Source organism: Amycolatopsis sp. NPDC047767 (assembly GCF_040704195.1).
Taxonomy (GTDB): Bacteria; Actinomycetota; Actinomycetes; order Mycobacteriales; family Pseudonocardiaceae; genus Amycolatopsis.
The window spans coordinates 93,015-116,916 of record NZ_JBEYSJ010000028.1; the positions used below are offsets into that span (position 1 = coordinate 93,015).

Consider the following 23,902-nt stretch of genomic DNA (forward strand, 5'->3'; position numbering starts at 1 on the left):
TGGGATCTCAGCCTGACCGCCGTGAACCAGGACCTGCTGCGGGTCGGCCGAATCCGCCCATCGACGCCGGACACGCCCAGTTGGGCGTAACTGCTGCCTGCCGCGCCCAGGCGTTCCGTTTATCCCCAGGTCAGCCTTAGACGAACGCCTGTCCGTCGGTTGTGCGGTGGCGGTCGACCGAGGCCACGTACAGCGACTCCCCCTGGCGGAGGCGTTCCGCCGGATTGTGGCTCTGTGGTTCGATCGACGACAGAAGTTGTAAGTCTGTCTCGGCGAGAGCTTCGACAAGTTGCTCGGGCATCGTCCGGTGTTCAGGATGGGCCGGGTCGTCCAGCGACACCCGTACTCTCGTGTCGCGCCTCAGGAAATCCTCAGCGAGGCGTTCGGCAGGCCGGCCGCGGAGACTGCTTCTACCGTCCGAGATTTCAACGTCGTCGACGGCGCCGTCGCCCGCATCCGCGGCGTCGAGGCGGACCTGGCGAAGTGGGACACCGACGACCGTGGCTACGCCGACGTCCCGGTCACCAAACCGCTGACCGAACTGCAGATCGCCAGGCGGCTCCCGACCCTGGGCATCGCGCTCGGCGACCACCGCCCCCACGTCCGCGGCAAGATCCGCGAATACGTCTCCCTGTAGGCCGCGGTGCCACGGCCGCCAGCAGCAGAATCCAGCGCGCTCGAAGACACCGGTGCCTACGGTCGCACATTTCGGCTGGCTCTGTTTCCGCACGTCTCAGGCTTCCCTCGACGCTATACATGGCACCGATAGGCGCGCGGCCCTAGCCGCCAGCGTCTTGGCGACGGCCGGCACGGCGATGTGGTCCGTCAATCGATTAAGTGTCAAGGTAATGCCGGAGTTGCGTCTCGATCTGCTCGACTATTGGAAGAGTCTCCTCGAAGACTCGTGGCCCCCCAATCGTGTATTCAACCATGTCAAGGCGAGCCTCGGCATTCTTCAAGAATTCATGGATCGCATTTTCGTCGGCGGCCACGATGTCCTGAGCCGCTCCCCAAACTTCAGATTTGAATTCGGATAGCGTCACTCTACGTTTTTGTGTTCGTCGCAACGCTCCAGGAGCGCACGAGCCACCTGTGGATAAATCGCCACATCAACCGCCGAACGGGTTGATCGCCACAACTATTCTCCCGCTATCTTCCGTAACACCCGCCGTTCGACCGGGGGAGGCAGGGTCGGGGGGTATGACCAGGAGCGGCTCTTGCCTGGCCGCCATGACGCTGCCCGCGCCCGTGCCGCCCTCGGGACGGCGCTGGGAGGTAGCGGACCGTGACTGCACAAGTCGCCGAGGCGACTGGGCCGCGACCACGCTCTGCTAGGACCAGCCCCCAGCAAGGCACACCGGCCGGAACAGTGGATGGCGGCCCGGCACGACGCCGACGTTCGCACCGCCGTGGCCATCGCTTCGCGCAGGCGGGCTTCCAAGACAACCCCCTACCTGGGCGGGTCTTCATAGAAGACTGGATGATGCCCCAGAAAGTCGGCTTCCCAGATACCGGCTAGTCGCGCCGGCTCCTCGACCTGGCGGAGGATTTCCTCGGCCTCTTGGTCCCAATCGGGACCATGCATAAGGAGGTGCCGGGCATAGCAAAGCCTGGAGCGCACATCGTTGACCCCGATCGCGAAGAGTCTTTCGTATGTCGCCTTGACCACAGCCACTGGGAGGCTAAGCCTGTCGTCGTAACGCAACACCTCACCTAGGCGGAATGCGGAGGTTTCAGCCTGCACAAGCATGAGAAGCGCATCGGCAGCGCGGCTTGAGTCCTGTGGCGTCCAGGCCTCAGAGGGGTCTACGTGTTCGGCCTGCCTTGAATACTCTCGGGCAAGCTGGACGAGGTCGTTCCACATCGATTCAGATCCTTTAGGGAATCCAGTAGGTGGAAATATCATAGCGTTGCAACTTTGCAATGTAAACGGCGCGATACTCGACATTGTAGCCGTTGATTGCAGTCTGGAAGGTAGAGTACCCCGCCTTACCTGCGGTTGCGATCTGGGTTCCGGAGCCGACCCGCGCAGCGAGGTCTCTGGCCGCTGCGGAGTCCACGACATCTCTATCCAGAACGGAGGTTATGTCCGCCGATGTCGCTGCATGATCCGAGCGATACCCATGACCACTCTTAACACGAATCTGCACACCGCTGACATCGACATCACGGATAAGGTTGTCGCCCGCGAACGAGTCTTTGAACGCTAAGGGTCCAGCTTTTGCGACCTTTGCGCCCAGTGGCTCCAATTTGCCAAGCTTGCCGAGGATCTTTCCGCCGAGCTTACCGAAGATGCCGCCGAAAATGCCCATTGCAGCGGATGTGCAAGGCAGGGCGCTGCCGTTGTCGGCACAGTTTTCAACGTCGGAAGCCGGAGAGAGTTGGTAAGCAATTCCGCCGAGCCATTTGCCGAAGTCGAGCAGATCTCCGTAAGTGGGGGGCTCCCATGGTTGTCCTTGAGCGCGGCCGCGCCCATGGCGTTGATTTCTTCCGAGCTCTTCCATTTGCCGTTTTTGTCGATCACCTTGGTGGGGTCGAGGTTCGGGTCTGCGCCGGTGGCCACGCCGGTGTATCCCCAGTTGCGGCAGGCGACCATGTCGGTTTCCGAGCAGGTGTCGAGCATGGGTTCGTGGCCGTCGAGTTCGATGCGGCTGATGGGGTTGCCGCCGGAGAAGGCGTAGCGGTTGGCGGTCCAGGGGTCGGTGCCGAGGTTGAGGTCGGCCAGGGCGCCGTTGTAGGAGTCGCGGGTGAGGAAGCGGTTCAGGCTGGGGTTGTAGTCGCGGAAGCCCATGTCGTAGCTGCCGGATGCGCTGTCCCAGCGTTTGCCGTTGTAGCGGTAGAAGTTGTAGGGCTCCTTGCCCGGGTTCTGGGTGTCGGGCTTGTCGATGCCGGTGAACGCTTGCTCGTCGTTGCTGCCGTAGGCGGTGTAGCCGTAGGTGGTCTTGGTGTTGCCGTTGTCCGTGGTCAGGGTCTCCACGTCGGTGTGCGGGTTGTAGCCGTAGTAGGAGTCTTCGGCGACGCCGGGCCCGGCGCCGTCGGTGTCTTTGGTGAGCTGTGTCAGCCGGCGTCCGGACGCGTCGTACTGGTAGGTGCGCTGCAGTTGTCCGGCGATCTCCTCCGATACGACCTGGTCGGTGAGGCCGAGGTAGGCGTAGTCGGTGGTCTTTGCCTGCGCGGTGCCTACGTTGTCGGTCTTGCTGGTGCTGCGGTCGAACGGGTCGTAGGCGTAGGTGGTGGTGGTCAGCGAGCCGTCGGCCGCGGCAGCTCGGTGGGCGGCGGTGCGGTCGAATCCGTCATAGGTGTTGGACTCGATGATCTGGCCCGCGGCGACCACGGAGCTGAGTCGACCGAACGGGTCGTAGGTGTAGTTCGCCGCGGTGCCGCTCGCGGTGGCGGAGGTCAGCCGGTTGCGGTCGTAGGTGAACGATGTTTGCTTGCCGTCGACGGTCTGGTCGATGACGTTGTCGTTCGCGTCGTGCCGGTAGGTTTCGCTCTCGAGGACGGCGCCGGTTGCCGCTGCCTTCTTGGTGGATCCGGTCAGCCGCTCGCGGGGGTCGTAGCTGTAGCCGAAGATGTTGTCGAGGTAGGTGGCGTTGTTGTCGGCGTTCTGGATTTTCGCCGCGTCGCGTGACCGGCTGCCGTTGGCCGTGTAGTCGATCAGGTGTTGCGCGACCAGGGTGCCGTCGGCCTTCTTCTCCACCTGTGTGGCTTCGGAGGCGTCGAGGTAGTACGTGTAGTCGACGGTGTTGCCGTTGGGTTTGGTTTCCCGGGCGACTTGCTTGCGCGGGGTGTAGCCGAACGTCGTGACTTTCGCCGTGCCCCCGGCTTCGTTGTTGGTGACCTTCGCCAGCAGGTCCCGCGGGTCGTACTCGAACGTCGAGTCCTGCCGGTCGTGGTCGCGGGTCCGCGGGGCGCCGTTCTCGTTGTAGGAGTACGACGTCGTGTTCTTCACGACCGAGGCCAGCTTTTCCTCGACCTTGGTGAGCTGGTTGATCCCGTTGTAGGTCATCGCGTAGGCGTCGATCTTCGCGCCCGGGCTGGTGTCGGTGAGGCTGGCCAGGTTCCCGTTGGCGTCGTAGGCCTCGGCGAAGGTCTTGGCCTCGGTGTCGGCATCCGCGGTGTGGTCGCGGACCAGCTTCACCGAGTCGGCGGACACGATGCCGTTGGCGGCATCGGACACGCTGACCTTGGCTTTGTTCCCCGCCGTGAGCGGGTAGGAGCCGAGGCTTACCCAGGTACCGCCGCCTGTGGTCTGGTCGACGGTCTTGGATGTCTTCGCGGTTCCGGTGTCCACGGTGTACGCGGAGTTGGTGGCAGCGCCGGCGACGCCTTGGGCGTAGCGGACGAACACCTCGTAGGTGCCATCGGCGGGCACGATCGGTGTCCAGTGAAGCTGTTCGCGCCGGCCCCGGCGGGTGCGGTGTGGTAGTTGAATCCGGTGTATCCGCTGCCCGCCGTGGACTCCGTCCACGGGCCCACGGCCAGGGTGTTGGAGGTGTCGGTGTTGTCCACCAGCGCCACGTGGGCACCGACCGGCACACCGTCATCGGAGCGGGACTTGAGCTTGCCGTCCGGGAAGTAGTCCCAGGTCATGGTCCGGTTCGACGAGCCGCCGGCGCTGGTCAGCGTGCGACGGGTCTGCTGCCCGAGCGGGTTGTAGTCGTAGGAGGTGACGATGTCCCACGGATCGGTGGAGGTGCGGGCCAATCCGTTGTCGAAGTAGGTGTATCGGGTGATGTTGCGGACGTTCTGCCCCGCAGACGGGGGTGCGGACACCTGGGTGAGGTTGCCGACCGCGTCGTAGGTTTTGATCGTCTTGTCCGGTGTCGTGATGCTCGGGTCGTCCTTGTCGAACGGAGTGAGCTCCTCGATCGGCCGGTTCAGCTTGTCGTATACGCTCGCGGCGGCGAAGTCGTCGGGGTCGTCGGTGGTCTCGACGCCATGAGGGGTGACAGTGCGGGTCTTGTTGCCCACTTCGTCGTATTCGAATCAGGTGGTGTGGGTGACCCGGGCCTTGTACGGCACTCGGGCCTCGATGAGTTTCGCCCGTTCGTCATAGACCAGGGTCGTGACGTTGTTCTCTGCGTCGGTTTGCGCGACGGCGTTGTTGTCGCGGTCGAAGTCGACCTTGGTCACCTTGCCCTCGGCGTCGGTGGTGGTGCGCTGCCGATGGTTGCGGTCGTAGGCGAGTTTGGTCGTGAAGTCCGCCGGATCGGTGGTCGCGTTTTTGCGCGGGTCGATCACGGTCGACAGGTTGCCGACGTTGTCGTAGGCGTAGGCGATCTTGTCTCCGGCGGCGTTGGCCGTCGAGGTGAGCTGGTAGATCTCGTCGTAGGCGTAGTGCGTCACATAGTCGTTGGGGTCGGACGCCGACAAGACTCCCAGCGGCTGGGTCTCGGTCAGCAGATTGCCGACCTTGTCGTAGGTCGCGGCGCTCGTCCGCTCCGGGCCCGTCGGTGTGTCCTTCGGTGCGGTGCTCGACACGAGCTGGTCGGCCTTGTCGTAGACGGCGGTCGCGAGGGCGCCGTTGGCCGCGGTGGCTTTGGTGATGTTGTCGTTGGCGTCGTATTCGGGGGCGGGTGTCACGACGTAGTCGCCGGCGGCCTGGTCCTTCGGCACGCGCAGCTCCAGCGGGCGACCGAAGACGTCGTAGTCCGTTGTCGTGGTCTTGCCGAGCGCGTCGGTGACCGAGGTCGGGTTGCCTCGTACGTCGAGGACCATGGTCGAGGCGTTGTTCAACGCGTCGGTGGTGCGCTTGGGTGAGCCGGTCGGGTCGTAGTCGCTGAAGGTGGTGACGTTGCCGTTGGCGTCGGTGGAGGTGGTCAGCTGCCCGAACTGGTCATAGGCGTTGACCGACTGGTAGTCGTCGGGGACAGCGGTGGTGGCGACGCCCTTGGGGTCGGTGACCGTGGTCAGGTTGCCCCGGGTGTCGTAGCCGAACATCCATTTCCGGCCTTCGGGGCTGGTTTTCGACGTCAGCTCCGCCACCGCACCGTTGAGCGAGGTCTGGTAGCCCAGCACGGTCGCCGGGGTGTTGTTGGCCACCGCTTCGGCGTCGCGGATCTGCAGCGGGTAGCCGGTGTTTGGGTCATAGACCCAGGTGGAGACCGCGTTGTTGGCTTCGGTGACGGAGGTGACGTTGTGGTCGCTGTCCCAGCCGAGCTGGGTGGTTTCGTTCTTGGCGTTGGTGGAACTGGTGGAACTGGTGGAACTGGTGGGACGTCCGAAGCTGTCCATGTGGTACGTGGTGGCGTGGTTCTCGGCGTCGGTGACGGTGGTGTCGATCTCACCGCCCTGGGGGCCGTCGGGGTCGACGTAGGAGAAGGTGGTGGCGTTGCCGAGCCGGTCGGTGATGGTGTGGAGCTTCCACTTGTCTTGCGGGTCGACCGGAGCGGTGTAGTAGGCAAGGTTGGTCGGGTTGCCGCGCGGGTCGGTGATCTTGACCAGTTTGACGTTCTTGTTGCCTTGGGTGGCGTCGTAGTCGAAGTGGAATGGCTTGGGCTGTGCCGAGCCGGCGCCGTCGACCAGGTCGACCAGCAGGCCCTTGTCGCTGTAGGCGAAGGTCAGGGTTCGGCCGGAGATGTCGCGGATCGCCTTGACCTGGTCGATGATCTTCGGGTTTTGCGTGTCGGCCTTGGTGTAGTAGTCCACGCTCATTGTCTGCCGCCCGGCCGGGTCGGTGACGTAGGCGAGGAACTTGCGGGGCTGGTTGTTGGACTTGCGCAGGGTGTAGGTATAGGTCTGCTCGTTGCCGTTGCGGTCACGGACCGCGGTGAGCCAGCCCTCGTCGTCGAACCAGAATTCGGTGCGATCGGGCTTGGTCATCTTCCAGCGCCGAGACGGGTCTGTCCCGCCGTCTCGTTGCAGGTACAGGTGCACGCCCTTGGGGTGGTCGTAGGTCCACGCGGCAGAGTCAGCGGAGTTGTGCTTGTTCAGCAGGAACACGTGGCTCGTGCCGTCCCCATCGGGCAGGGTGACGCGGGTCGGGTAGTCCTGTCCCTGGGGGTGCAGCTCGAGCGCTACACCCAGCCGCGCGAGGCCGGCCGCGGCGACCGACCACCCGTAGCCGGTGGTCGTGGTGGTCGTGTCGAGGCTGTTGTAGGTCAGCCGCAGAAACGTCGACACGCCCCGGCCGGGGTTGGAGAAGGCATCGTAGGAGAACAGGCGTTGCCGGCGTACTGATTGACCAGCAGGTTCGAGCCGGCTCCGGTGGCCTTGCCGGAATAGGCGTAGAACTTCTCCAGCCCGATCTGATCCGAGGTGGGGTCCTCCACCGAGACGTTTTGCGGCAACGCCGGCGGCGCGCCTGCCACCGACGACATCCACGTGCCGGTGGTCTTGTCACGCAGGTCCCAGTTGACGATTTGGCCTTCGCGTTTGTTGCCCTCGGTGTTCTGCAGGGTCGTCTTCACGTTGGCCTGCACCGTGACGGTCTGGCCCGGCGCGATATCAGACGGCAGTGCGGTGTCGAGACGGTTCGTCCCGGTGACGTCGGTGCCGTCGGGCAGTGTCCACCGGTAGGACAGCACCTGATCGGCGGCCTTCCAGGTGGTCGTGGTGGTGTTCGTGATGGACACCGGTACCGTCTGCTGCTCGTCGGAGACCATCCGTACCTGGGGAGTGTCCGCGGCGTAGTAGGTGAGCTCTGCGGTCGGAGCGGTGTAGGTGACGGTCAGGCTCGGGCGCAGCCGCGGCTCGGCGGCCTCACCGCTGAGCAACAGCACGCGCTGTTTCGCCGCGCCGGCCTCATCGCGCACCTTGACGAGGTAGCCGTTGTTGGAGGCAGGGGTATCCACCCACCCCTGCACGACCGCTGAGTTTTCCCAGATGTGCATCATCGGGTCGTTGGAGATGCCCACGACGTTGTCCAGCGCGGGCCCAAAGTCCCCACCCGCGGCGGCCCATGCCGTGGCAGTCGACGCCCGCGCCCAGCTCGCTTGCGTTTCGGCGAACGGTGTGGTGAGCGCGTGGGCGTCGAACGTCGCGCCGCTGCCGCTGGAGTAGAAGCCCCACATGGTGAAGTCCGCGTCCACGATCCGCGCGCGCCGGCAGAGCAGTGTCGAGACCATCGAACCGGACGACGGCGCGGGTGTTTCCGTACGTGCCGGAGTTGTTGCCCACCATCAGCCACGGCTGCCCGCCCAGGGAGTCCAGGTTGGAGCCGGACTGCGTGGACGAGAGAGTGGTGTCCGCGGCGCTGCCGGTGAACACCTGCTGGATCAGACCAGCCTTCGGCAGCCGGGCGAGCTGGGTGGGCCCGGGGATGAGCTGACCGTCCCGGGTCTTGGCCACCACCATGTAGTAGTAGGCGTTGACGAACGGGTCTGGGGAATCCGCCGGCGTCGGAACAGCCGTCGTATCGGCGAAAGACGTCGCCGTGGCAGGCAGGGGTGCGATCAGGGTGTAGCGCGACGGGGTAAAGGTTTGGAACACCGTGCGGTGGACCTGGAGCTCGACGATGTCGTCGTTCGGGTCGTTCGGGTTCGGGTCCACGTAGGCGGGCCAGGCCAGCTCAGCGCCCGTTGCAGTGATCTTGGAGGGCGGCTGCAGGTCGACACTCGGTCGTCCATAGGCGAGCACCAGTTTGGGACGGTTGACCGTCTCCCCGTTGTAGGCGAACTCCGCCGCTTGATACACAGCGCCGCCACGTGAGAGCGTCTCGTCGGTGGCCTTGACCATTACGCCATAGTTCGGTTGCGAACCGGACACCCAGGCCTGGGCGATGTTGCGCACGTCCAGCTCATGCCACACATTCGTCACGTTCGCCTTCTTGACGACCGTCGACAACCAGGCCTCGGCGATGGCGCCGTTGATCGAATTCCACGTGACGGTGTCCTCGATCCAGGGAGCAGTCACGCGCCGCGCCTCGACCGTCACGTCCGTCGCACCCGTGTACAGCTCGCTGTCGTAGTACAACTGCAGCTTCGCGCTGGCCAACGAGGTTCCCGCCGGCACGACCGAGGTGTCGAACTTCAGCAACGACCGTGCCCGACCCACGTTGTCCGTGCCGACAGACAAGCGGTAATCGAGGCCGTCCTTGCGATCAGGGGTATCCGACCAGATCTGCGCATCCTGACCGGTCGTCGGCGTCGGCTCGATCCGGATCGTCGGGTCGATCACGACCGGGAACTGACGTTCCTTCGCCGCCAACCACTGGCTGTCCGCCTTCACCGTGACGACGAAGTTCCCGCCCTGCTGGGTCACCGATTGAGTGACCTTGTCGCTGAACACCTTGCCGTATGGGGACTTCGCGTCATCTCTGGCGTCGGTCATGAACGGCTTCGGGATGACGAACACCGGCGGGCCGTCGACGTTCTCGTTCGCGAAGAACCCGATCGAGCCGTCCCCTTGCAGCCGGGCAGTCACCCCGCCCATCTGCAGCGTGAACCGGTGTGTCGCGTCCTTCGGCGCCTTGGCGAGAACGATCGACTCCTTCACCGACTCCGGTGTCACCCGATAGTTCACATCGGCGTCGGCGAACACCGCCGGGTAGGTGACCGCCGAGCCCTCAACCTTGGGCGAGAGGGTCTTCACTCCGGTGTCCGCACCCATTGCGACACGCCGGCCCGCATACTCGAACCGGACCAGCTTGTCGCTCCTATCGCCGAAACGCGATACGAAACCGTTGCGGTCACTGGCAAACCGATACCCATCACGCGCGGACTGCCGCACCGAGGTGTCGATGTCATGCCAGCCCTGACTGTCGTGGAACGCCTCCGGTTCGGCCGACACCTCCGCCTCGAACGTTCCGTCCGACATGGCGAACACCCGAGCGTGCGCCGACCGCCGCTCCGGCAGCTCTCTCACCCGGTGCGGCGGCTTCTTCGGCGCCCGCGCCGCGGCGTGAACCGCCGGCGCCGCCTTTGCCTGGCCAGGCTTCGGCAGCAGGGAACCCAGCCAGTTGACAACCCCGGCGACGCCTGGCCACTGCCCGTTCGTAATCGGTCCGGCCGGTGCCCCGACCAGCACCAACGACGACAACATGAGAATGAGCAGGGCACGCGAGAATAAGCCACGCGCTCGCGACGGACGCATCAGAATCCCCTCAGCACACCAGGCTCGTCGCCAACGACGACCAGCAAAACCCCGACGACAGTAAGGGAAACTCACACAACCGGCAGGCCACCAAAAGGTTGAAAAGCACGTCAATGCGACACACTCCACAAAGCTAACGAACAGTAAAGCAACCCTACTTTAGAATAATCGGAAATTGACTTACACTTTCGATGTGTAAGTAACTGACCAACCAATGCTGTGCGGGCCCTGCCTCAACGCAAGGTCTGGTTCGCCGCTGCGCCAGGTGCCGGCGCCACTCCGCGTGCGCGGCCTCCTCGACGTGCTGGGGCTCGTCGCCGACCTCGCCGAGCGGCGCCGTGCGCGCCGCTCGGCCTCGCTGGCCTGGTGCAGCTCGGTCACGCGCTCCCCGGTGGAGCCCGGCCAACCGGGTGGTCAGTACGACCATTCCCACCCGAGGGTGCCGTTCTGGAAGTAGCCGGAGCTCTGGGTCACTTGGACCTTGCCGGTGTCGTATGGCGTGGCGAACGCGATCTGCCCCGTGTAGGCGTGGCCAGGCACGTACGTCGACGGCAGCTTTTTTAGCGGCGTCACGCACCTGTCCGTCTCGATCACTCTCGTGCCGATCGTGCCAGTGGTCGATAGCGAGAACGGGTTGATCCTGCCGGGCAGGACGATGAACGGGCTTAAGCGCTGCCCCGCGACCTTGTCGGTGTAGGTCGTCACGGTGACGTCCAGGACGACCGTGGACATGCCTACCGCGCGATGGCTGGAGGGGTCACACTTCGGGTCCACGCTGATCTTCGTGATCCAGAAGTCGACCGCTTTGCTGCCGTCAATGTTGGTGATTCCGACTCGTTCCCCGACCTTCTTCGCCAGGTAGGTGGCCGCCGCCCCAGGCGCCGGTGCGGCCTCCGGCGGTGTGATGGGCACGATCTCAGCATGGGCGTGGGGCGTGGTGGCGGGCGGCGCGTGGGTGGCGGGCGTCGCTTGGGTGCCGCATGCGGTCAGGCCGAACGCGGCGACCGTCGTGGCGGTGAGCAGGAGGAAGCGTCTGGACAAGTCGTAATCCCTTGGTCGAGTGTGCTGGTGGTAGCCGGGACTGCGGGCCAGACGACGGCCCGTAGCCGATCCGCATGGTCCAGGCCGTGAACCCCCGAGAACGTGACCTTGGCGCGGACATGGCAACCTTTACAGATCGTTCCTGCGGAAACGCCGATCAGCCACGTGTGTCTCGCGAACGATCGTTATTGAGACTCCAACTCGGGTGGCCGCGTACTCAACCGTGGCCGGTAGCCAACGTCGGCGTAGCCGAGAAGCAGTCATCGAGCGCAACCCGCACGTCGCGTTCTAAGAAACGGACGACGACAACGACGTGGGCCGAGCCGCAGTGGTCTGACCACTGAAACAGGGTGAGCAGAGCCCTGCCCTGCCAGCGAACAGCGGGAATCACGCGAGGGGCGTGGCGGCTCGCCACGCCCCTCGCTACGACGACAGCTCATCCGCGCCAGGCCGAGACCAAGCGGGTGCATCGGCGCCGAGGAGACTCGCTAGAAGATCTGGACCTCCTGGACGAACGCCGGCGGTGTGATCGGGGGGCTTTGCTGCCCAGGCCCAGCCGTGCAGCAGTCGTCGTTGATGTTCACGGCAATGCCGTCTGTGGCCCCTCCGCGGATCGCCACCACGCCCGGAATCGTGCCACGCCAGATTCCCTTGCCCTCGAAGCAGGTGATTACCAGGACCTCGCCGTGTGCGTCGGCAGCTCGGCCCCACTCGGCATCGGGGGCAAGGGGAGCACGAGCCCAGATCCCGCCCCGGTCCCACAATTCGAGCCCATCGTGGGTGCGGCGGACTGTCCACCCCGGAAGCCTGGCGACCTGGCCGGCGCTCGCGCCAGGGTGAAGGGGGCCGCCGGGATACGCGCGAAAGGGGCAATGAGTCCCTGAGCGTGCTGGTCGGGCCCGGTTAACGGGGCCTCTGGGAGGAGAACCGCTACGGCAACTGTGACCCCTACGAGCCCCCGCGGCGGTCGGGGCAGCTCTCGTGACCAGCGACGACGACACCAGCTCCGGGCCCAGCGGACGCGAAGCCGGCCAGCCGCGACCGGGGGCTGTCGGGGCGGCAGGGGGTTTGGTGGCGCCAGGTACTATGTGTGGCATGGTAGCTGGCGCGAGCAGGAACCCGATGACCGAACTGCGGCGCGGGACCATCGCGTTCTGTGTACTCGCCCTCCTGGACGAGCGAGAGCGTTACGCGGTGGAGCTGGTCAACGCGCTGACCGGCAGCCAGGCACTGGCGGCCGGGGCCGGAACGATCTACCCGCTGCTGTCACGGCTGCGGGAGGACAAGCTCGTGACCTCGACTTGGCAAGAGTCCCAGTCGGGGCCGCCACGCCGGTACTACCGGCTGACCCCGGCCGGGCACCGAGCGTTGGACGTTTTTCGGGGGGACTGGGCACAGTTCCGCGACGAGGTCGACCTGCTGCTGAGGAAAGGACCGCGATGAGCACCGAACCGACCAGGACGAGCGCGACGGGGAGCGAGCCGATGCCCGACATTGAGGCACTTATCAGCGACTACCTGGACCGGTTGCGGCGGGCAAGCACCCGGTTGCCGGCCGCCACCCGTGCCGAATTGCTGGACGACATCACCGCGCACCTCGCGGAGACGATCAGGTCCGGCGCGGACGAAGGCCGGGCCCGTCAAGTGCTCGACGAACTGGGCGCGCCCGAGGAGATCGCCGCGGCCGCGGCCGCCGAGTCCGGCACCCCGGTCCGCACCAGTGGCGAACGCGTCTATGACGTGGCCACACCGCTGATCCTGCTGCTGGGGAATTTCGTGGTACCCGTACTGGGTTGGGTCGCCGGGGTGGCGATGCTGTGGAACGGGCCGCGCTGGAACACCCGTCAGAAGTGGATCGGCACACTGATCTGGCCCGTCATTACCCTGCTGTTCCTGGCGGCTGTGCTGATCCACCGCGGATTGTTGGTCATGCCGGCCGTCATGATCTTCGGCCTGGCCGGCCTGGTGGCCGAGCTCATCTTTCTGCTGCGCGCAGCGGCCCGGCAGCAACCCTGACCGCCCAATGCTCTCATCTCACCGGAGCTCAGCACCCGGCACAGCCCATGCGTGAGGTGTTCTCGTTTCCGATACCCGAGTCCCGCCTCCGCAAGTGCTGTGGTGTGCCGCAGTAACGTTCACCGGCTGCTCACGCGACCTGAATACGGCAAAGCCGACACGAAGGGGACGTGATGCGAGCTCGAGCACTTGTGATGGCCGGTGTCGCCGGTCTGTTGTCCTTGACCCTCACCACGCCGGCGGAGGCGTCCGGCGTACCGGAACAGTGGGCGACCGGCCAACCGTTCCCTCCGGGGATGAAGGTCATGGGAGCCGGGGACTTCGACGGCGATGGCAAGGACGACGTCCTCACCTACTACAGCGGCCAGTGCTGGGTGTCGCGGTCGACCGGGGCAGGCTTCCAGTGGCTGCAACCCTGGTGCGACGCGTTTTCGTCGCCCGTTCCCACCGGCGACGCGAACTTCATCGGTGATGCGGACAACGACGGCCGCGCGGACATCATCATGGTCAACAAGGACGTGGTTGGGAACACGCACAGGAGCGGCGTCTGGGTGGCAAGGTCGTTCATCGACTCCCAGGGCAAAGACCGGTTCTCGTCGGGCGCGCAGTGGCTGGACAACACCATCTTCGGCGACCAAGGGAACCTCGCGGTGGACCTGGAGGGCGACGGGGACACAGACGTGATCGGCCTGTTTACGGGAGTGCCGGCACTGGCGGCCCGGTCGAACGGCACTACTTGCCTGCCGTTGACAGCGTGGGGCCCGGACAACCTCCGCGGCGAGAAGGCGACACTGGCGGCGGATGCGACCGGTGATGGCCTGGCCGATTTCATCCTCGTCGACTCGGACGGCACGCGCGTGGTGCCCGCCACCACGGAGACCCGCTGGCACGCCACCCCGCCGCAGCAGTGGTCGACCACGCCGTTCCACAGCACCAAGAAAACCTTCACCGGGGACATCGACGCCGACGGCAAGGCCGACCTCATCGCCGTCAACGACACCGACGTGCAGGTCATGCGCTCCACCGGTACGAGCTATTCCGCGCCCGAAGTGTGGTACGCGGGCTCGTTCTCCGGCACGAGAGACACCCTCACGGCCGATGTGGACGGCGACGGCGATACCGACCTCGTCGCGGTGAACGACACCGACATCTGGGTGTTGCGCTCGCAGTAGGACCGACCAGCCCTGCAGGTCAAGCGCCGATGCCTCTCGGCCTTTCTCGACGACACCGCCGAGGAAGGAGAAGGCCACGGCTGAGCAGGACGAGGCGAACGCTGGGTTGCCAGCGACCCGCGCAGCTGCGCGACCTGGCCGCTCGACGGCGCGCTATGCCAGCGCGCCGTCGAGCTCGGGTTCATCGGGGAAAGTCGCGCTGTGGATCAACGGCAAGGGCCGCAAACGCCGCTGGGTCCCCGTCGTCGACTGGGTGCCGAGCCGTCGCCCTGACACACCACTCAGAGTGGGAGCAGTCCGGTCTCCCCGGTTCGCGGCTCGTCGGCAGCTCCGTAGTGCAGGGATCAGGGGGCAACCTTTCTCGTCAACGCGCCGGCGAGGAACCACTGGACGAGCGTGACTGCGAGGTGCACGGCGGTCTCAGCTTCGGCTTGGGTGCTTGGACGGTTATGGTCGCTCGATGTGTGGCGATTGGTTTCACCATGCAGAAGTCGGTCGAGCATCGCCGAGACGACGTCGGCCGTACCGGAGCCGGATGGCAACGACTTGTCATGGACGAGGACGAACTCCCAGCCCGGGAGCTTTCCTCGCAGGTCTCGCGCGGCCGCGTGCACGGTCTTCGAGGTTCCCGGCGCGATCACCGGGACGGCGACTGCTTCCACCGCCTTGACCGCGGCGGAGTAGCTCGCCGACGGGTCAGGGTGCTGGCCGTAACACAGGCGCCACGCTTCTTCGAGATTTTTCGCGGCGACGCTTCGGCCCCCGTCTTCGGCAGCGGCTCGCGCATGCCGCCAAGCCTGTGTTGCGGTCGGATCCACACGCCGGTACAGACCACGAAGATCAAAATCGACGTGCCAGGCGGATCCGGTGTCGCGCAGCAACTCCTGCAGCTTGCCGAGCCTCTTGCCCCAGGCTGCCCGGTATGTCGTGTAGCCCAAGAGTTCCCTGGTGTTGTCCCAGTGGGGGTGCAGCGCGATCAGCGCGTCGAGGACGCTCAGCGGCTCCAGAGGCCGTGGCGAGCGGGCCCAGTCGGTCTCACCGCGAATGATCGAGCGCACAACGGCGTGGTGTCGAATTGTCATCCGTCCCGGCACATCCCAAGAAACGCGGAACGAGTTCAGGAGGAGGCGCGGCAGGTCACCCACACCGTCTTCCGCCAGCGTGTCGCTCACCCAGGCTTCGAGGTCGTGGACTAAGTGCGGCGGCACGCCTTCGTAGATCTCGGATTCGGGCTCCCTACCCGCGTCGCGCTCGTCGAGAGTCAGCCACGGCGCACGCGGGTCGGGTCTTCTGGCTTCGGCATCCGTCATGGCGATAACGGGTAAACAGCTCGACCGACAGCACAGGCCGGCTGGGTGCAGTTTCGGCGCGATGGAACGTCGACCACCCGGCTCGACGCCCCGCGCCTAGTCAATCGTCGAGCTTGTCGAGGTCGACGGAGCCGATACGCGGGCGGTCTTTTGCCGAGCGCTTCGGTGGCGGCGTGTTCAAACGGTGCCGGCGGACGATGTCCCGGTTGCGCTGGCACAGTTCGATCACGCGCGGTAATTCGAGCCGGGCGTCATCGGCGACGACCAGCGCGCCGCTCTCGAACAGCCGCTGGCGCTCAGCTTGGAACCGCACCAGCGGATGGAAGTCCTGGCTTGGCTCGTCGAGGTGACCGGCATCGAGATCGACGACGAGAGCGTGGTGCTGCGCGACCTCGGCGACTATGTCGTGTTCGGACCGGGCCAGGCGCACCGCTGGCAGGCTCTGGGCGAGGCGACGATGCTCACCGTCCGGTGGGCCGTCGGCAACGGCGCACCGGCAGGTTTTCGGCCCTGGGCGGTGGTTCAACGGTGAGGTGTGGCGGTCGGTCGAGATGCCGTCACGGCCGTGACGGCTTCGGCGATCGGGCCAACGTGCTCAGGCGTGTTTACGGGCGGCTTCGTTGCGTTCGTCGGCGTGCTGCTGGGCCTCGTCGGGGGTCAGGCCGGTCTGGACGAACTGGTGTTCGTCGAGGTTGTAGACGCCGTAGTCCTTGCCCTGGCGGTTCGGGGCGGGGTTGGCGACGTAGGGGTATTCCATGCTGGGTCCCTTTCGGGTCGTGCGCTCGTACGCGAGCGTGGTGGCTGTGCCGAAGGTGGCACGCGCGGTCGTTTTCGATCAGTGCGGTGCGACCGGGGCCAGGCCGCGGATACCGGAGTTGGCCCCGGTCGCGATTCGTCTCGGTGACTACCGGACCGCGGCGTCGATGGCGGGCTGGTCGGCGGCGAGCACCGTGCGGTAGGCCTCGGCGAGTCGCTGGTCGTCGTAGTCGGCCAGGTCGTCGGGGGTGATGTCCTGGCGAGCGCAGGTGATCGCCTCGTGGTCACTCATCGAGGGGTCGGTGGTCTCCTTGGTGTCCTTGATGGCCAGGCGGATCGCGTCGAGCAGGTTTATGATCAGCGGTTTCCTTTCGAGCGGCGTGTTCTGTGTGGACGGGTTGTGCGGGTGTGGCTGCGGGAATGAGCCGGACGGGTTAGCTCCGGAGGTAGGAGCGGATGCGGTCGAGGTCGGCGGTGGCGAGCAGGTCGGCGAGCTGGTTCAACCGGTGCGCCCGGAACTTCGGCGCCAGGGCGCGAACAGCCTGCTCGTCGCCGTCGGCCAGGGCGTTGCCCAGCTCGATGTCGAGGTCGTACAGGTCGGTCGGGTCGGGGATGGTGGCGTGGGCCATGGCGGTGATGTCCTTCCAGGTTGCGGTGGTGGGTGGTGCTGGTCAGCGGTGGTCGGCGGTGGCGACGATGGCGTTGTGGTCGAAGGCGAGCAGTTCCTCGAGGGCTTCGGGGAGCGGGTGACCCATTCGGCCGCGGCGGCGTCGTCGCCGGCCATCGGGCGTGGCATGGTGGTGAGCTCGGCGAAGTAGGCGTCGGTCGAGTACGGGCCGCGGGGATCGCGGCCGGGGGTGTCCCAGGTGCCGAGGAAGCGCAGCGACTCGGGCGGCACGGTGACGCCGGCTTCTTCGCTGTCTCGCGGGCGGCGGCGTTGCTCCGAGGTTCGAAGGGAAGCCCACCGTCACGCTCCGGCCAGAGACTGAGGACGGTGGGCTTCGCTATGCGGAGACTCGGGGAGCGCCGGCGAGCGTGGTGTGGGCGCCGCCGCGCGGAGCGGGCGATTCTGTCGGTCCGGTGCTGCACACTTGCCCGATGAGTTCCGAAGATGACCAGTCGCCCGAAGAAATGGCGGCAGCCCTGAGCGATGGTTCGGCCGGCGAGTTCGTCGCGGCATGGGCTGACGTCGTGCTCAACCACCGCGACTGGACCTTGGCCATGCAGGTCGCCACACCGGAGCTTCGGCTGGCCACCGTGCAGCTTTTCCTCCACAGCCTCGGGGACATCGGGCTATCCAACGCCGAGCGGGACGCGGTGGCCGCCGACCTGGCCTCGATCAACACCAGCAACCCGATCTGGGACGACTACGCCGCTGCTCTCCTTGGCAGCTTCGACGAGCGCCGCCAGGGAGGTCGGCTCGGCGTCGGCACGCTGCAGCGTCCCGTCGACATCGACCATGAGCGCATCGTGCTGATCGACTACGACAACAGCCCGCACGAAATCCGGGTCGTCAACGGCCAGGAGATCAAGGTCCGCCCAGCCGAGCACGAACTACGTGGGTGGCCTCTCCTCGCGCGCCGAACGCCCACCGGCTGGCTGCTCGCCAGCTACGGCGAGGAGCTCCCTGAACAGGGTGGCCACCGTTCCTCGGGTGACACCCAGGAACAACGACGACGCCCGGCACCGCACCTGAAAGCAAGCCGTGACCAGTGACGCAGCAACAAGCCGAACAAGCGGCGATGTCCGCAACTACCTACTCCAGCAGACGAACTCAGCCCTCCGCCGACCTGGCATGTTCGGTGGCGAAATCGCGCTCCGGCTTTACTTCGACGCCCTGGCGTTCGTCGATGGCTTGGAGCAACTCTGGCGCGAGGACATCGGGGCACTTCTTTCACCTCTGGAACGGGACCGCACAAGACCCGGGTACTGGCTGGCCGCCTGATCATGACGAGCCGCAACTACTGGCGACCCGCTGCGGCGGCACGACCTTCATAGCTGGGTTCTCGTTCACCCCGAGAGGCACGGCCCAGCACGAACGACACAAATCGTGACCCAACCCCGGCCACTAGCGACGCCTGCCAAGGAATAGCGCACACTCGGAGTAACACCCCTCCACCGGTACTGATCGAGCTGCGGCCCGGATGCCGTCTGCCGCCGGAGGAACCCTTTCCCGGGATGCGCCGGTACAAGCCGGCCGGGACCGTGATCAAGGGGCAGCCCGTCGGCGGAACCGGGGACGAGTGGGTCGTGACCGAGCAGGTCGACACCGCGGTCGCCGTGGCCGAGCGCATCGCCAGCGACGGCCCGCTGTTCCGAACATGGTCTTCCACACGAGATACGACGCTTTCCGCCGCTGGGCCAACGGACCCGCCGGCGCGCGGCTAGGGCTCGCACCGATTCCCGACGGCGCGCTGCTGGGCCTCGTCGGGCGCCAACGCTGGCCGACCTACGTTGTGGCCGCCGAGCCGCCCCGACGTCGACGGTGCTCCCGCAAGCAAGCCCTGCTCAGCTTCGGGAGACGGGAGCCCTGCCGCTCGTCAGGTTCAACTCCCTTGACGCGGTTCAGGGATCACATGTTGTTGGCGATAAGTGCGCCGCGGTTTGCCCGCGGCGCACTTATCTCGAGAATGACACGACTAGTTCTGCACGAGCCACCAGCGGAGTGCGCCACCACTGATCGTGACCTGCTCACAAGAGAGCGAAGCGCCCGGGTGCACGGTCTCGTAAATCGCCAGCGCGGCTTGGCACGCGCTCGGGTTGTCGTAGCTCGCGATCACCGTCGAGGCCGAGGCGATCGCGTTCCCACCGAGGACCAGCGCACCGGCGACCAGTCCCGTAGCGAGGGCTTTGCTGCTGAGTTTCACGTCTGTTCTCCTATTTTCGCACGCGCTCGAAGTGTCATCGGGCGAGTCTGTGTTGATCTTGGCACAGCGACGGGGAAGATCCGGCGCGTTTGTCGCCTGCTGAGAAAGCAGGGAAGCAGCGTTGCCCTACCGACCAAACCCCCGGCCCCGCCAAAACTGCTTCGGGCCAGGTAGCCGGGAAGAGTTCGACTTCTGGATCACGAAGATCCGCTTTATCCGAAATGCGATCCCCTGAGCTGGGGGAACGATCACCGCGGGACGGCTGGGACGGCTAGCTTCAGCCGTCCCGCGCGGCGATCGCGGTGTTCGGTTGAAGGCGAGCCGCGTGACGGTTGTTGGAGCACGGTTGCCGCGGCGATGATCCGGTTATGGCAAGCCCCGGGAGCGGGGCATGTGGACGCTGGCGGTCAGGTGGCCGGCCTGCACGGCTAGTACTCCAGCCGCACTTCGTGGTTCTTGCCTGTAGCTTGCTGATCTTGTGCTGAACTATGATGATCTGGCGGCCTGGGTGTCCGGGCTGGATGACCTGTTTGCACAGGTCGCGGGACGGTTCCATTGGGCTGAACCTCGACGCAGGGCTCGTGCCTACGTGCGTGGTTTGCTTGCGCCGCTGGCTGGCAAGAACGGCTGGACGTTGGTTGAGGCCCGCCGGTGACCTCACCCCGGACGGGATGCAACGCTTGCTCAACGCGGCGACCTGGGAAGCCGACGGCGTCCGCGATGATGTCCGCGACTATGCGGTCGGGCACCTGGGCGAGCATGACGGTGTGCTGATCGTGGAGGAGACCGGATTCCTGGAGGAGGGCACCAAATCCGCTGGTGTGCAGCGTCAGTATTCCGGCACTGCCGGGCGGATCGAGAACTGCCAGCTCGGAGTGTTTTGCGCTTACGCCACCAGCAAAGGCCGCACCTTGATCGACCGTGAGCTGTACCTGCCGAAATCCTGGATCGCCGATCGGGAACGCCGCCGCGAGGTGGCGGTGCCCGATGAGGTCGAGTTCGCGACCAAGCCCGTGCTCGCGCAACAGATGCTCGCCCGTGCCCTGGACGCCGGTGTGCCCGCGACGTGGGTCACTGCCGACGAAGCCTGCGGCGCCGACTCGAAATTCCGACGATGGCTGGAGGACCAGCGGATCGGCTATGTCGTGGCCGTGCCCAGCAGTCAGACCATCACCGCGGTGGCCGGCACGTCCCGCGCCGACGCGCTCGTCGCCCACGCACCCAGTGATGCGTGGAAACGCCGAAGCTGCGGCGACGGCGCCAAGGGGCCACGGATGTTCGACTGGGCCGTCGCCGAGTTGCCGACCTATTCCGACACCACCCCGCCCGGCTGGGAGCGCTGGTTGCTCGCCCGTCGCTCACTGACCCGCAACAGCAAGGCACAGCACGAGATCGCTTACTACTTGTGTTGTGCCCCACCGGGAACGCCGATGAGGATGTGATTCGGGTGGCCGGGCACGGTGGGCGATCGAGGACTGCTTCCAGACCGCGAAGACCGACGTCGGCCTCGACCACTACCAGGTTCGCCGCTACGGCGCCTGGTACCGACATGTCACCCTGGCCATGCTCGCTCACACCTCCCTGGCCGTGACCGCGGCGATCGCCCCAACAGCCCTGGCAGCGGCCTCATCCCAGTCACGCTGGGCGAGGTCAAGCGTCTCCTGGCACACCTGATCACCACCCCGCTCGACCGCCACGCGACCTGGGCCTGGTCACACTGGCGCCGACGCCACCAGCACCGAGCCCAGCAAGCCCACTACCAGCGAAGACGCACTACACATCACGAAGTGCGGTTGGAGTACTAGCGCCGCCGTCGATGGCCGGCTGCCGGACGAGCGGCCCGGGGCGGCGGAGCCGGCTCGTGAACTCCGCCGCGCTCCGGACTCACGGAGTCAGCTCGTAAACCGCGTTATGTTCGTTGGACGCCGCGATCCGAGCGTCGCTGAACCCGGCCTCCGTGGCCAGCCTCAAGATGCGCGTGGGCCCCGCCTGATTACCCAGCCCGTACGCCGGTGAACCGGCCAGCCCGCTGGGCAAACAGACCAGCAGCGAGGCACCGGCCATCACTCGCCCCGTCGGGCTGCTGATGGTTTCCTCGACCGTGTCCCAGCTCATCGGCTCGACCAACATGACCCGGCCCTCAGGCGCCAACGCGGCGAGTGCCGCCCGCAACGCCGAAACCGGGTCCGGCATGTCGTGCAGACAGTCGAAAAAGGCGATGAAGTCGTAACTGCCCTCCAGGTCGGCCGACCCCACGTTCCGGAACGTTATTCGGTCGGCCACCCCGGCCGCGGCCGCCCGTTCACCGGCCTTCGCGATCGACGGCGCATGGAAATCGACCCCGACGAACGTCGAGTTCGGATACGCCTCCGCCATGATGATCGTCGACGCGCCAAACCCGCAGCCGACATCAGCCACCCGGGCACCCCGCACGAGCCGCTCCTCAACCCCGGACAACGACGGAATCCACAAGCTGGCCAGGTTGGCCACGTAGCCGGGGCGGAAGAATCGCTCCGTGCCCTCAAACATGTCGTCATGCTGTTGATGCCAGGAGATTCCCTCGCCGGTCCGGAAAACCTCAGTAAGCCGGTCGACGACGCGGGCGCCTGCGGTCATGCTCTGGAACATGCCCGCGACATATCCGGGGCTATCGGGGTTGGTAAACGCATCAGCCTGCTCGGGAGAGAGCCGATAGCGGGCGGTCCGCTTGGCTTCCGGGCCGGAACCACCATCCGTATAGGTGACATAGCCCGCGGCGGCCATCGCCAGCAGCCACTCGCGAAGGTATCGCTCCACCATCCCGGTCCGCTCGGCAAGTTCCCCGGCGGTGACCGGCTCCCCGGAGGCTAGCGCGGAGAACAATCCAAGCCGGTCGCCCACCAACGCCAAGGGCAACGTCACCGCCCCTGCCGCGTCCCTGGTTACCTGGCCAAGCAACTCATCCATCCGAGCTTGATCGACGGCTGTGTTCTTGATTGGCTTTGTCATTCGTCCCCTTCGTGCGGGATCCGGAAAGCTCCGGGACCTGATTCTACTCGTGCCGGATTTCCGACAAGGAAGATTTGTCTGTTTCTCAATGATTGGTGCAACGGTGGCCGAAGGTGTCATCAAAGTCCGACGGGAAACGCACCGACGTCCCTCTCTCCCGGATAGTAGTGGCAAGTACGAGCAGTGCGTGACATGCCGGTCCTCACGTGACCTTGAAGACGTGACCACTAGTGATACGAATTGCTCTTCCCGGAGGTTCACCGACATGACGCGACCTACGCCACACTAGCGATCCAGCGCTCGAGCGGAAGGCCGCACGTGACGTCATCGGCTACTGCGGGCTGATCGACAGCGGAAGGGGAACCGGAGCTGGCGTTCGAGCTGCTCCGGTGTCAGGGATATGCGACCGAAGCCTCGTTGGCGCTTCTGGACCGGGCGAGATCGTCCGGGTGCGAACGTTTGTGGGCCACGGTCTGGGTGCGGAACGCCGCTTCTCGCCGTGTGCCGGCCAAAGTTGGGTTCACTGAGACCGAGTGGAGGGAAGTGGACGCGGTCTACGGGATCACCCTGTTCACCACGAGACGGCTCTGACGCACCCGTGTTCGGCCCTGAGCGCGGATCCGAACAGCGACGTCGGGCGTCAGCTGTTACACCGCGCCGTCGGGCGCTCGATGTCCTGAGCGTCAGCGGACCGATCCCGAGCGGTGTGACCTTGTCGACAAGATCCATAACCTGGACAATTAATATCCAGATCAAACAAAAAGGTAGGGTATGTCGGTTTTTTGAAGGTCCCGGTAAACGGTGGGCAAACAAAAAATTGTTCACCACGGCCCCGTTAGCCCACCTGGGCGCGGGGCGCCACTTTCGATCCGGACGAGAATCCCTCAGATCCGGACAGGGGTAGCCGGTGTACCAGGCCACTCGGACACGGCTACGGCGTCCAAGTGCTCACGGGCGGGGAAAGTGCCCACTTGGTCCAGTGACGATGCTCACGCAGGTCATCGTCACTACGGTCGGTGCAACCTTGTTAGTTTTGTTGGTGCCATGCAGTCCCCCTTGGGGATGTGAGTTCGGGTCTCCGTTGTCGTTTTTCGGGCTTCGCCCGGTCACTTTGCACGGCCATGCGGAGGAATCATTCGGTTTCTCGGTTGCACTGTATTCACACTTGTTGATAGGGCGCATATTATGACTTTCGACGATTCTTCTTTGCCGCCGGTGCTGCCTGAGGATGCCGCGGCCCTGGCCGCCGTGGTGGCGGGTTCGGTTCTGCTGCCGGGTGATGTGGGATACGACGATGAACGCGCCGTTTTCAACCTGAACCACGGGCTGGTGCCCGCGGTGATCGTGGTGGCGCAGAATACGGCCGATGTCCAGGCCGCGGTCGCGTTCGCGGCGGACCGGCATCGGCCGGTTCTGGTGAAGACCACCGGCCACCAGATGGTCGGCACGGCCTCCGGTGCTGTTGTCATCTCGACGCATCTGATGAACGAGGTGGTGATCGACACCGCCGGCCACAAGGCCCGGGTCGGTGCCGGGGCGTTGTGGGCCGAGGTCGTCGCGGAGGCGGCGAAGGCCGGGTTGGCCCCGCTCAACGGGTCCAACCCCACGGTGGGAGTCTCCGGTTACACCCTGGGCGGCGGCCTCAGCCCGACCCTCGGCCGCTCGCACGGCTACGCCGCCGACCACGTGCTCTCGCTCGAGGTGGTGACCGCGGACGG

23 protein-coding genes and 2 pseudogenes are annotated in these 23,902 nt (G+C 65.7%); 10 read left to right on the plus strand and 15 right to left on the minus strand.

What is annotated here, in order from left to right; genetic code table 11:
* The first annotated feature begins 316 nt into the window (after window positions 1–316).
* Complete coding sequence (locus AB0878_RS36780; RefSeq protein ID WP_366585259.1) at window positions 317–637, plus strand: hypothetical protein; 321 nt, start codon at window positions 317–319, stop codon at window positions 635–637.
* Window positions 638–1,450: 813 nt separating this feature from the next.
* Here the strand turns inward: AB0878_RS36780 and AB0878_RS36785 are convergent.
* From AB0878_RS36785 to AB0878_RS36820, 8 genes and pseudogenes are all read right to left on the minus strand, one after another.
* Window positions 1,451–1,864, minus strand: coding sequence for a hypothetical protein (locus AB0878_RS36785; RefSeq protein WP_366585261.1), 414 nt, complete (start codon window positions 1,862–1,864; stop codon window positions 1,451–1,453).
* A 13-nt stretch (window positions 1,865–1,877) separates the two neighbouring features.
* The gene (locus AB0878_RS36790; RefSeq protein WP_366585263.1) at window positions 1,878–2,249 is read right to left on the minus strand and encodes a hypothetical protein; all 372 of its coding nucleotides are present in this window, start codon (window positions 2,247–2,249) and stop codon (window positions 1,878–1,880) included.
* Complete coding sequence (locus tag AB0878_RS36795; RefSeq protein WP_366585318.1) at window positions 2,207–4,009, minus strand: RHS repeat-associated core domain-containing protein; 1,803 nt, start codon at window positions 4,007–4,009, stop codon at window positions 2,207–2,209. Before AB0878_RS36795 ends, AB0878_RS36790 begins: the two co-directional genes overlap by 43 nt.
* Before the next feature lie 218 nt (window positions 4,010–4,227).
* Window positions 4,228–4,974: a hypothetical protein gene (locus AB0878_RS36800; RefSeq protein WP_366585265.1), complete on the minus strand. Its 747-nt coding sequence runs from the start codon at window positions 4,972–4,974 to the stop codon at window positions 4,228–4,230.
* A gap of 15 nt (window positions 4,975–4,989) precedes the next feature.
* Window positions 4,990–7,125: a hypothetical protein gene (locus AB0878_RS36805; protein WP_366585267.1), complete on the minus strand. Its 2,136-nt coding sequence runs from the start codon at window positions 7,123–7,125 to the stop codon at window positions 4,990–4,992.
* The gene (locus tag AB0878_RS36810; protein WP_366585269.1) at window positions 7,104–8,069 is read right to left on the minus strand and encodes a DNRLRE domain-containing protein; all 966 of its coding nucleotides are present in this window, start codon (window positions 8,067–8,069) and stop codon (window positions 7,104–7,106) included. Before AB0878_RS36810 ends, AB0878_RS36805 begins: the two co-directional genes overlap by 22 nt.
* 565 nt (window positions 8,070–8,634) lie before the next feature.
* Window positions 8,635–10,035, minus strand: a pseudogene (locus tag AB0878_RS36815) (DNRLRE domain-containing protein); the annotation flags it as partial.
* 414 nt (window positions 10,036–10,449) lie between these two features.
* A complete protein-coding gene (locus tag AB0878_RS36820; protein ID WP_366585271.1) occupies window positions 10,450–11,076 on the minus strand; it encodes a hypothetical protein in 627 nt (208 codons plus the stop codon).
* 1,122 nt (window positions 11,077–12,198) lie between these two features.
* On the opposite strand from AB0878_RS36820, the gene AB0878_RS36825 reads away from it, so the two are divergent.
* The 3 genes from AB0878_RS36825 (at window position 12,199) to AB0878_RS36835 (ending at window position 14,263) form a co-directional block, all read left to right on the plus strand.
* On the plus strand, window positions 12,199–12,519 hold the full coding sequence (locus AB0878_RS36825; protein ID WP_366585273.1) for a PadR family transcriptional regulator: 321 nt from the start codon (window positions 12,199–12,201) through the stop codon (window positions 12,517–12,519).
* Window positions 12,516–13,091 carry a hypothetical protein gene (locus AB0878_RS36830; protein ID WP_366585275.1) on the plus strand — a complete coding sequence of 192 codons (576 nt, stop codon included), beginning with the start codon at window positions 12,516–12,518 and terminating at the stop codon, window positions 13,089–13,091. The genes AB0878_RS36825 and AB0878_RS36830 overlap by 4 nt, the downstream gene beginning before the upstream one ends.
* Before the next feature lie 296 nt (window positions 13,092–13,387).
* Window positions 13,388–14,263 carry a VCBS repeat-containing protein gene (locus tag AB0878_RS36835; protein WP_366585277.1) on the plus strand — a complete coding sequence of 292 codons (876 nt, stop codon included), beginning with the start codon at window positions 13,388–13,390 and terminating at the stop codon, window positions 14,261–14,263.
* 344 nt (window positions 14,264–14,607) lie between these two features.
* Here the strand turns inward: AB0878_RS36835 and AB0878_RS36840 are convergent, their stop codons facing one another.
* Entirely contained in the window at window positions 14,608–15,573 is a 966-nt protein-coding gene (locus tag AB0878_RS36840) for a hypothetical protein (RefSeq protein ID WP_366585279.1), read from the minus strand.
* A 100-nt stretch (window positions 15,574–15,673) separates the two neighbouring features.
* The gene (locus AB0878_RS36845; protein ID WP_366585281.1) at window positions 15,674–15,886 is read right to left on the minus strand and encodes a hypothetical protein; all 213 of its coding nucleotides are present in this window, start codon (window positions 15,884–15,886) and stop codon (window positions 15,674–15,676) included.
* Window positions 15,887–15,919: 33 nt separating this feature from the next.
* Between AB0878_RS36845 and AB0878_RS36850 the strand changes: the two genes are divergently transcribed.
* Window positions 15,920–16,105, plus strand: coding sequence for a hypothetical protein (locus AB0878_RS36850; RefSeq protein ID WP_366585283.1), 186 nt, complete (start codon window positions 15,920–15,922; stop codon window positions 16,103–16,105).
* Between the two features lie 63 nt (window positions 16,106–16,168).
* Here the strand turns inward: AB0878_RS36850 and AB0878_RS36855 are convergent, their stop codons facing one another.
* From AB0878_RS36855 to AB0878_RS36865, 3 genes are all read right to left on the minus strand, one after another.
* A complete protein-coding gene (locus AB0878_RS36855) occupies window positions 16,169–16,330 on the minus strand; it encodes a hypothetical protein (protein ID WP_366585285.1) in 162 nt (53 codons plus the stop codon).
* A gap of 147 nt (window positions 16,331–16,477) precedes the next feature.
* A complete protein-coding gene (locus AB0878_RS36860; RefSeq protein ID WP_366585287.1) occupies window positions 16,478–16,621 on the minus strand; it encodes a hypothetical protein in 144 nt (47 codons plus the stop codon).
* 142 nt (window positions 16,622–16,763) lie between these two features.
* Window positions 16,764–16,958 carry a hypothetical protein gene (locus tag AB0878_RS36865; protein ID WP_366585289.1) on the minus strand — a complete coding sequence of 65 codons (195 nt, stop codon included), beginning with the start codon at window positions 16,956–16,958 and terminating at the stop codon, window positions 16,764–16,766.
* A 469-nt stretch (window positions 16,959–17,427) separates the two neighbouring features.
* On the opposite strand from AB0878_RS36865, the gene AB0878_RS36870 reads away from it, so the two are divergent.
* Window positions 17,428–18,045 carry a hypothetical protein gene (locus tag AB0878_RS36870; protein ID WP_366585291.1) on the plus strand — a complete coding sequence of 206 codons (618 nt, stop codon included), beginning with the start codon at window positions 17,428–17,430 and terminating at the stop codon, window positions 18,043–18,045.
* A gap of 534 nt (window positions 18,046–18,579) precedes the next feature.
* A complete protein-coding gene (locus AB0878_RS36875; protein ID WP_366585293.1) occupies window positions 18,580–18,717 on the plus strand; it encodes a hypothetical protein in 138 nt (45 codons plus the stop codon).
* 251 nt (window positions 18,718–18,968) lie between these two features.
* On the opposite strand, the gene AB0878_RS36880 is transcribed toward AB0878_RS36875, so the two are convergent.
* The gene (locus tag AB0878_RS36880) at window positions 18,969–19,196 is read right to left on the minus strand and encodes a hypothetical protein (RefSeq protein ID WP_366585295.1); all 228 of its coding nucleotides are present in this window, start codon (window positions 19,194–19,196) and stop codon (window positions 18,969–18,971) included.
* A 478-nt stretch (window positions 19,197–19,674) separates the two neighbouring features.
* On the opposite strand from AB0878_RS36880, the pseudogene AB0878_RS36885 reads away from it, so the two are divergent.
* Window positions 19,675–20,870, plus strand: a pseudogene (locus AB0878_RS36885) (IS701 family transposase).
* 210 nt (window positions 20,871–21,080) lie between these two features.
* On the opposite strand, the gene AB0878_RS36890 reads toward AB0878_RS36885, so the two are convergent.
* Entirely contained in the window at window positions 21,081–22,142 is a 1,062-nt protein-coding gene (locus AB0878_RS36890) for a methyltransferase domain-containing protein (protein ID WP_366585297.1), read from the minus strand.
* Window positions 22,143–22,601: 459 nt separating this feature from the next.
* Between AB0878_RS36890 and AB0878_RS36895 the strand changes: the two genes are divergently transcribed.
* Entirely contained in the window at window positions 22,602–22,775 is a 174-nt protein-coding gene (locus tag AB0878_RS36895; protein WP_366585299.1) for a hypothetical protein, read from the plus strand.
* A 624-nt stretch (window positions 22,776–23,399) separates the two neighbouring features.
* On the plus strand, window positions 23,400–23,902 hold a 503-nt coding region (locus tag AB0878_RS36900; RefSeq protein WP_366585320.1), incomplete at its 3' end, for an FAD-dependent oxidoreductase.

Bases quoted from the DNA above. Each gene is read 5' to 3' on its own strand.
- AB0878_RS36780 (WP_366585259.1), top strand. From the start codon at position 317: ATGGGCCGGGTCGTCCAGCGACACCCGTACTCTCGTGTCGCGCCTCAG.
- AB0878_RS36785 (WP_366585261.1), bottom strand. From the start codon at position 1,864: ATGTGGAACGACCTCGTCCAGCTTGCCCGAGAGTATTCAAGGCAGGCC.
- AB0878_RS36795 (WP_366585318.1), bottom strand. From the start codon at position 4,009: ATGACCTACAACGGGATCAACCAGCTCACCAAGGTCGAGGAAAAGCTG.
- AB0878_RS36810 (WP_366585269.1), bottom strand. From the start codon at position 8,069: ATGGTCTCGACACTGCTCTGCCGGCGCGCGCGGATCGTGGACGCGGAC.
- AB0878_RS36825 (WP_366585273.1), top strand. From the start codon at position 12,199: ATGACCGAACTGCGGCGCGGGACCATCGCGTTCTGTGTACTCGCCCTC.
- AB0878_RS36830 (WP_366585275.1), top strand. From the start codon at position 12,516: ATGAGCACCGAACCGACCAGGACGAGCGCGACGGGGAGCGAGCCGATG.
- AB0878_RS36835 (WP_366585277.1), top strand. From the start codon at position 13,388: ATGAAGGTCATGGGAGCCGGGGACTTCGACGGCGATGGCAAGGACGAC.
- AB0878_RS36840 (WP_366585279.1), bottom strand. From the start codon at position 15,573: ATGACGGATGCCGAAGCCAGAAGACCCGACCCGCGTGCGCCGTGGCTG.
- AB0878_RS36855 (WP_366585285.1), bottom strand. From the start codon at position 16,330: ATGGAATACCCCTACGTCGCCAACCCCGCCCCGAACCGCCAGGGCAAG.
- AB0878_RS36860 (WP_366585287.1), bottom strand. From the start codon at position 16,621: ATGAGTGACCACGAGGCGATCACCTGCGCTCGCCAGGACATCACCCCC.
- AB0878_RS36865 (WP_366585289.1), bottom strand. From the start codon at position 16,958: ATGGCCCACGCCACCATCCCCGACCCGACCGACCTGTACGACCTCGAC.
- AB0878_RS36870 (WP_366585291.1), top strand. From the start codon at position 17,428: ATGAGTTCCGAAGATGACCAGTCGCCCGAAGAAATGGCGGCAGCCCTG.
- AB0878_RS36890 (WP_366585297.1), bottom strand. From the start codon at position 22,142: ATGGATGAGTTGCTTGGCCAGGTAACCAGGGACGCGGCAGGGGCGGTG.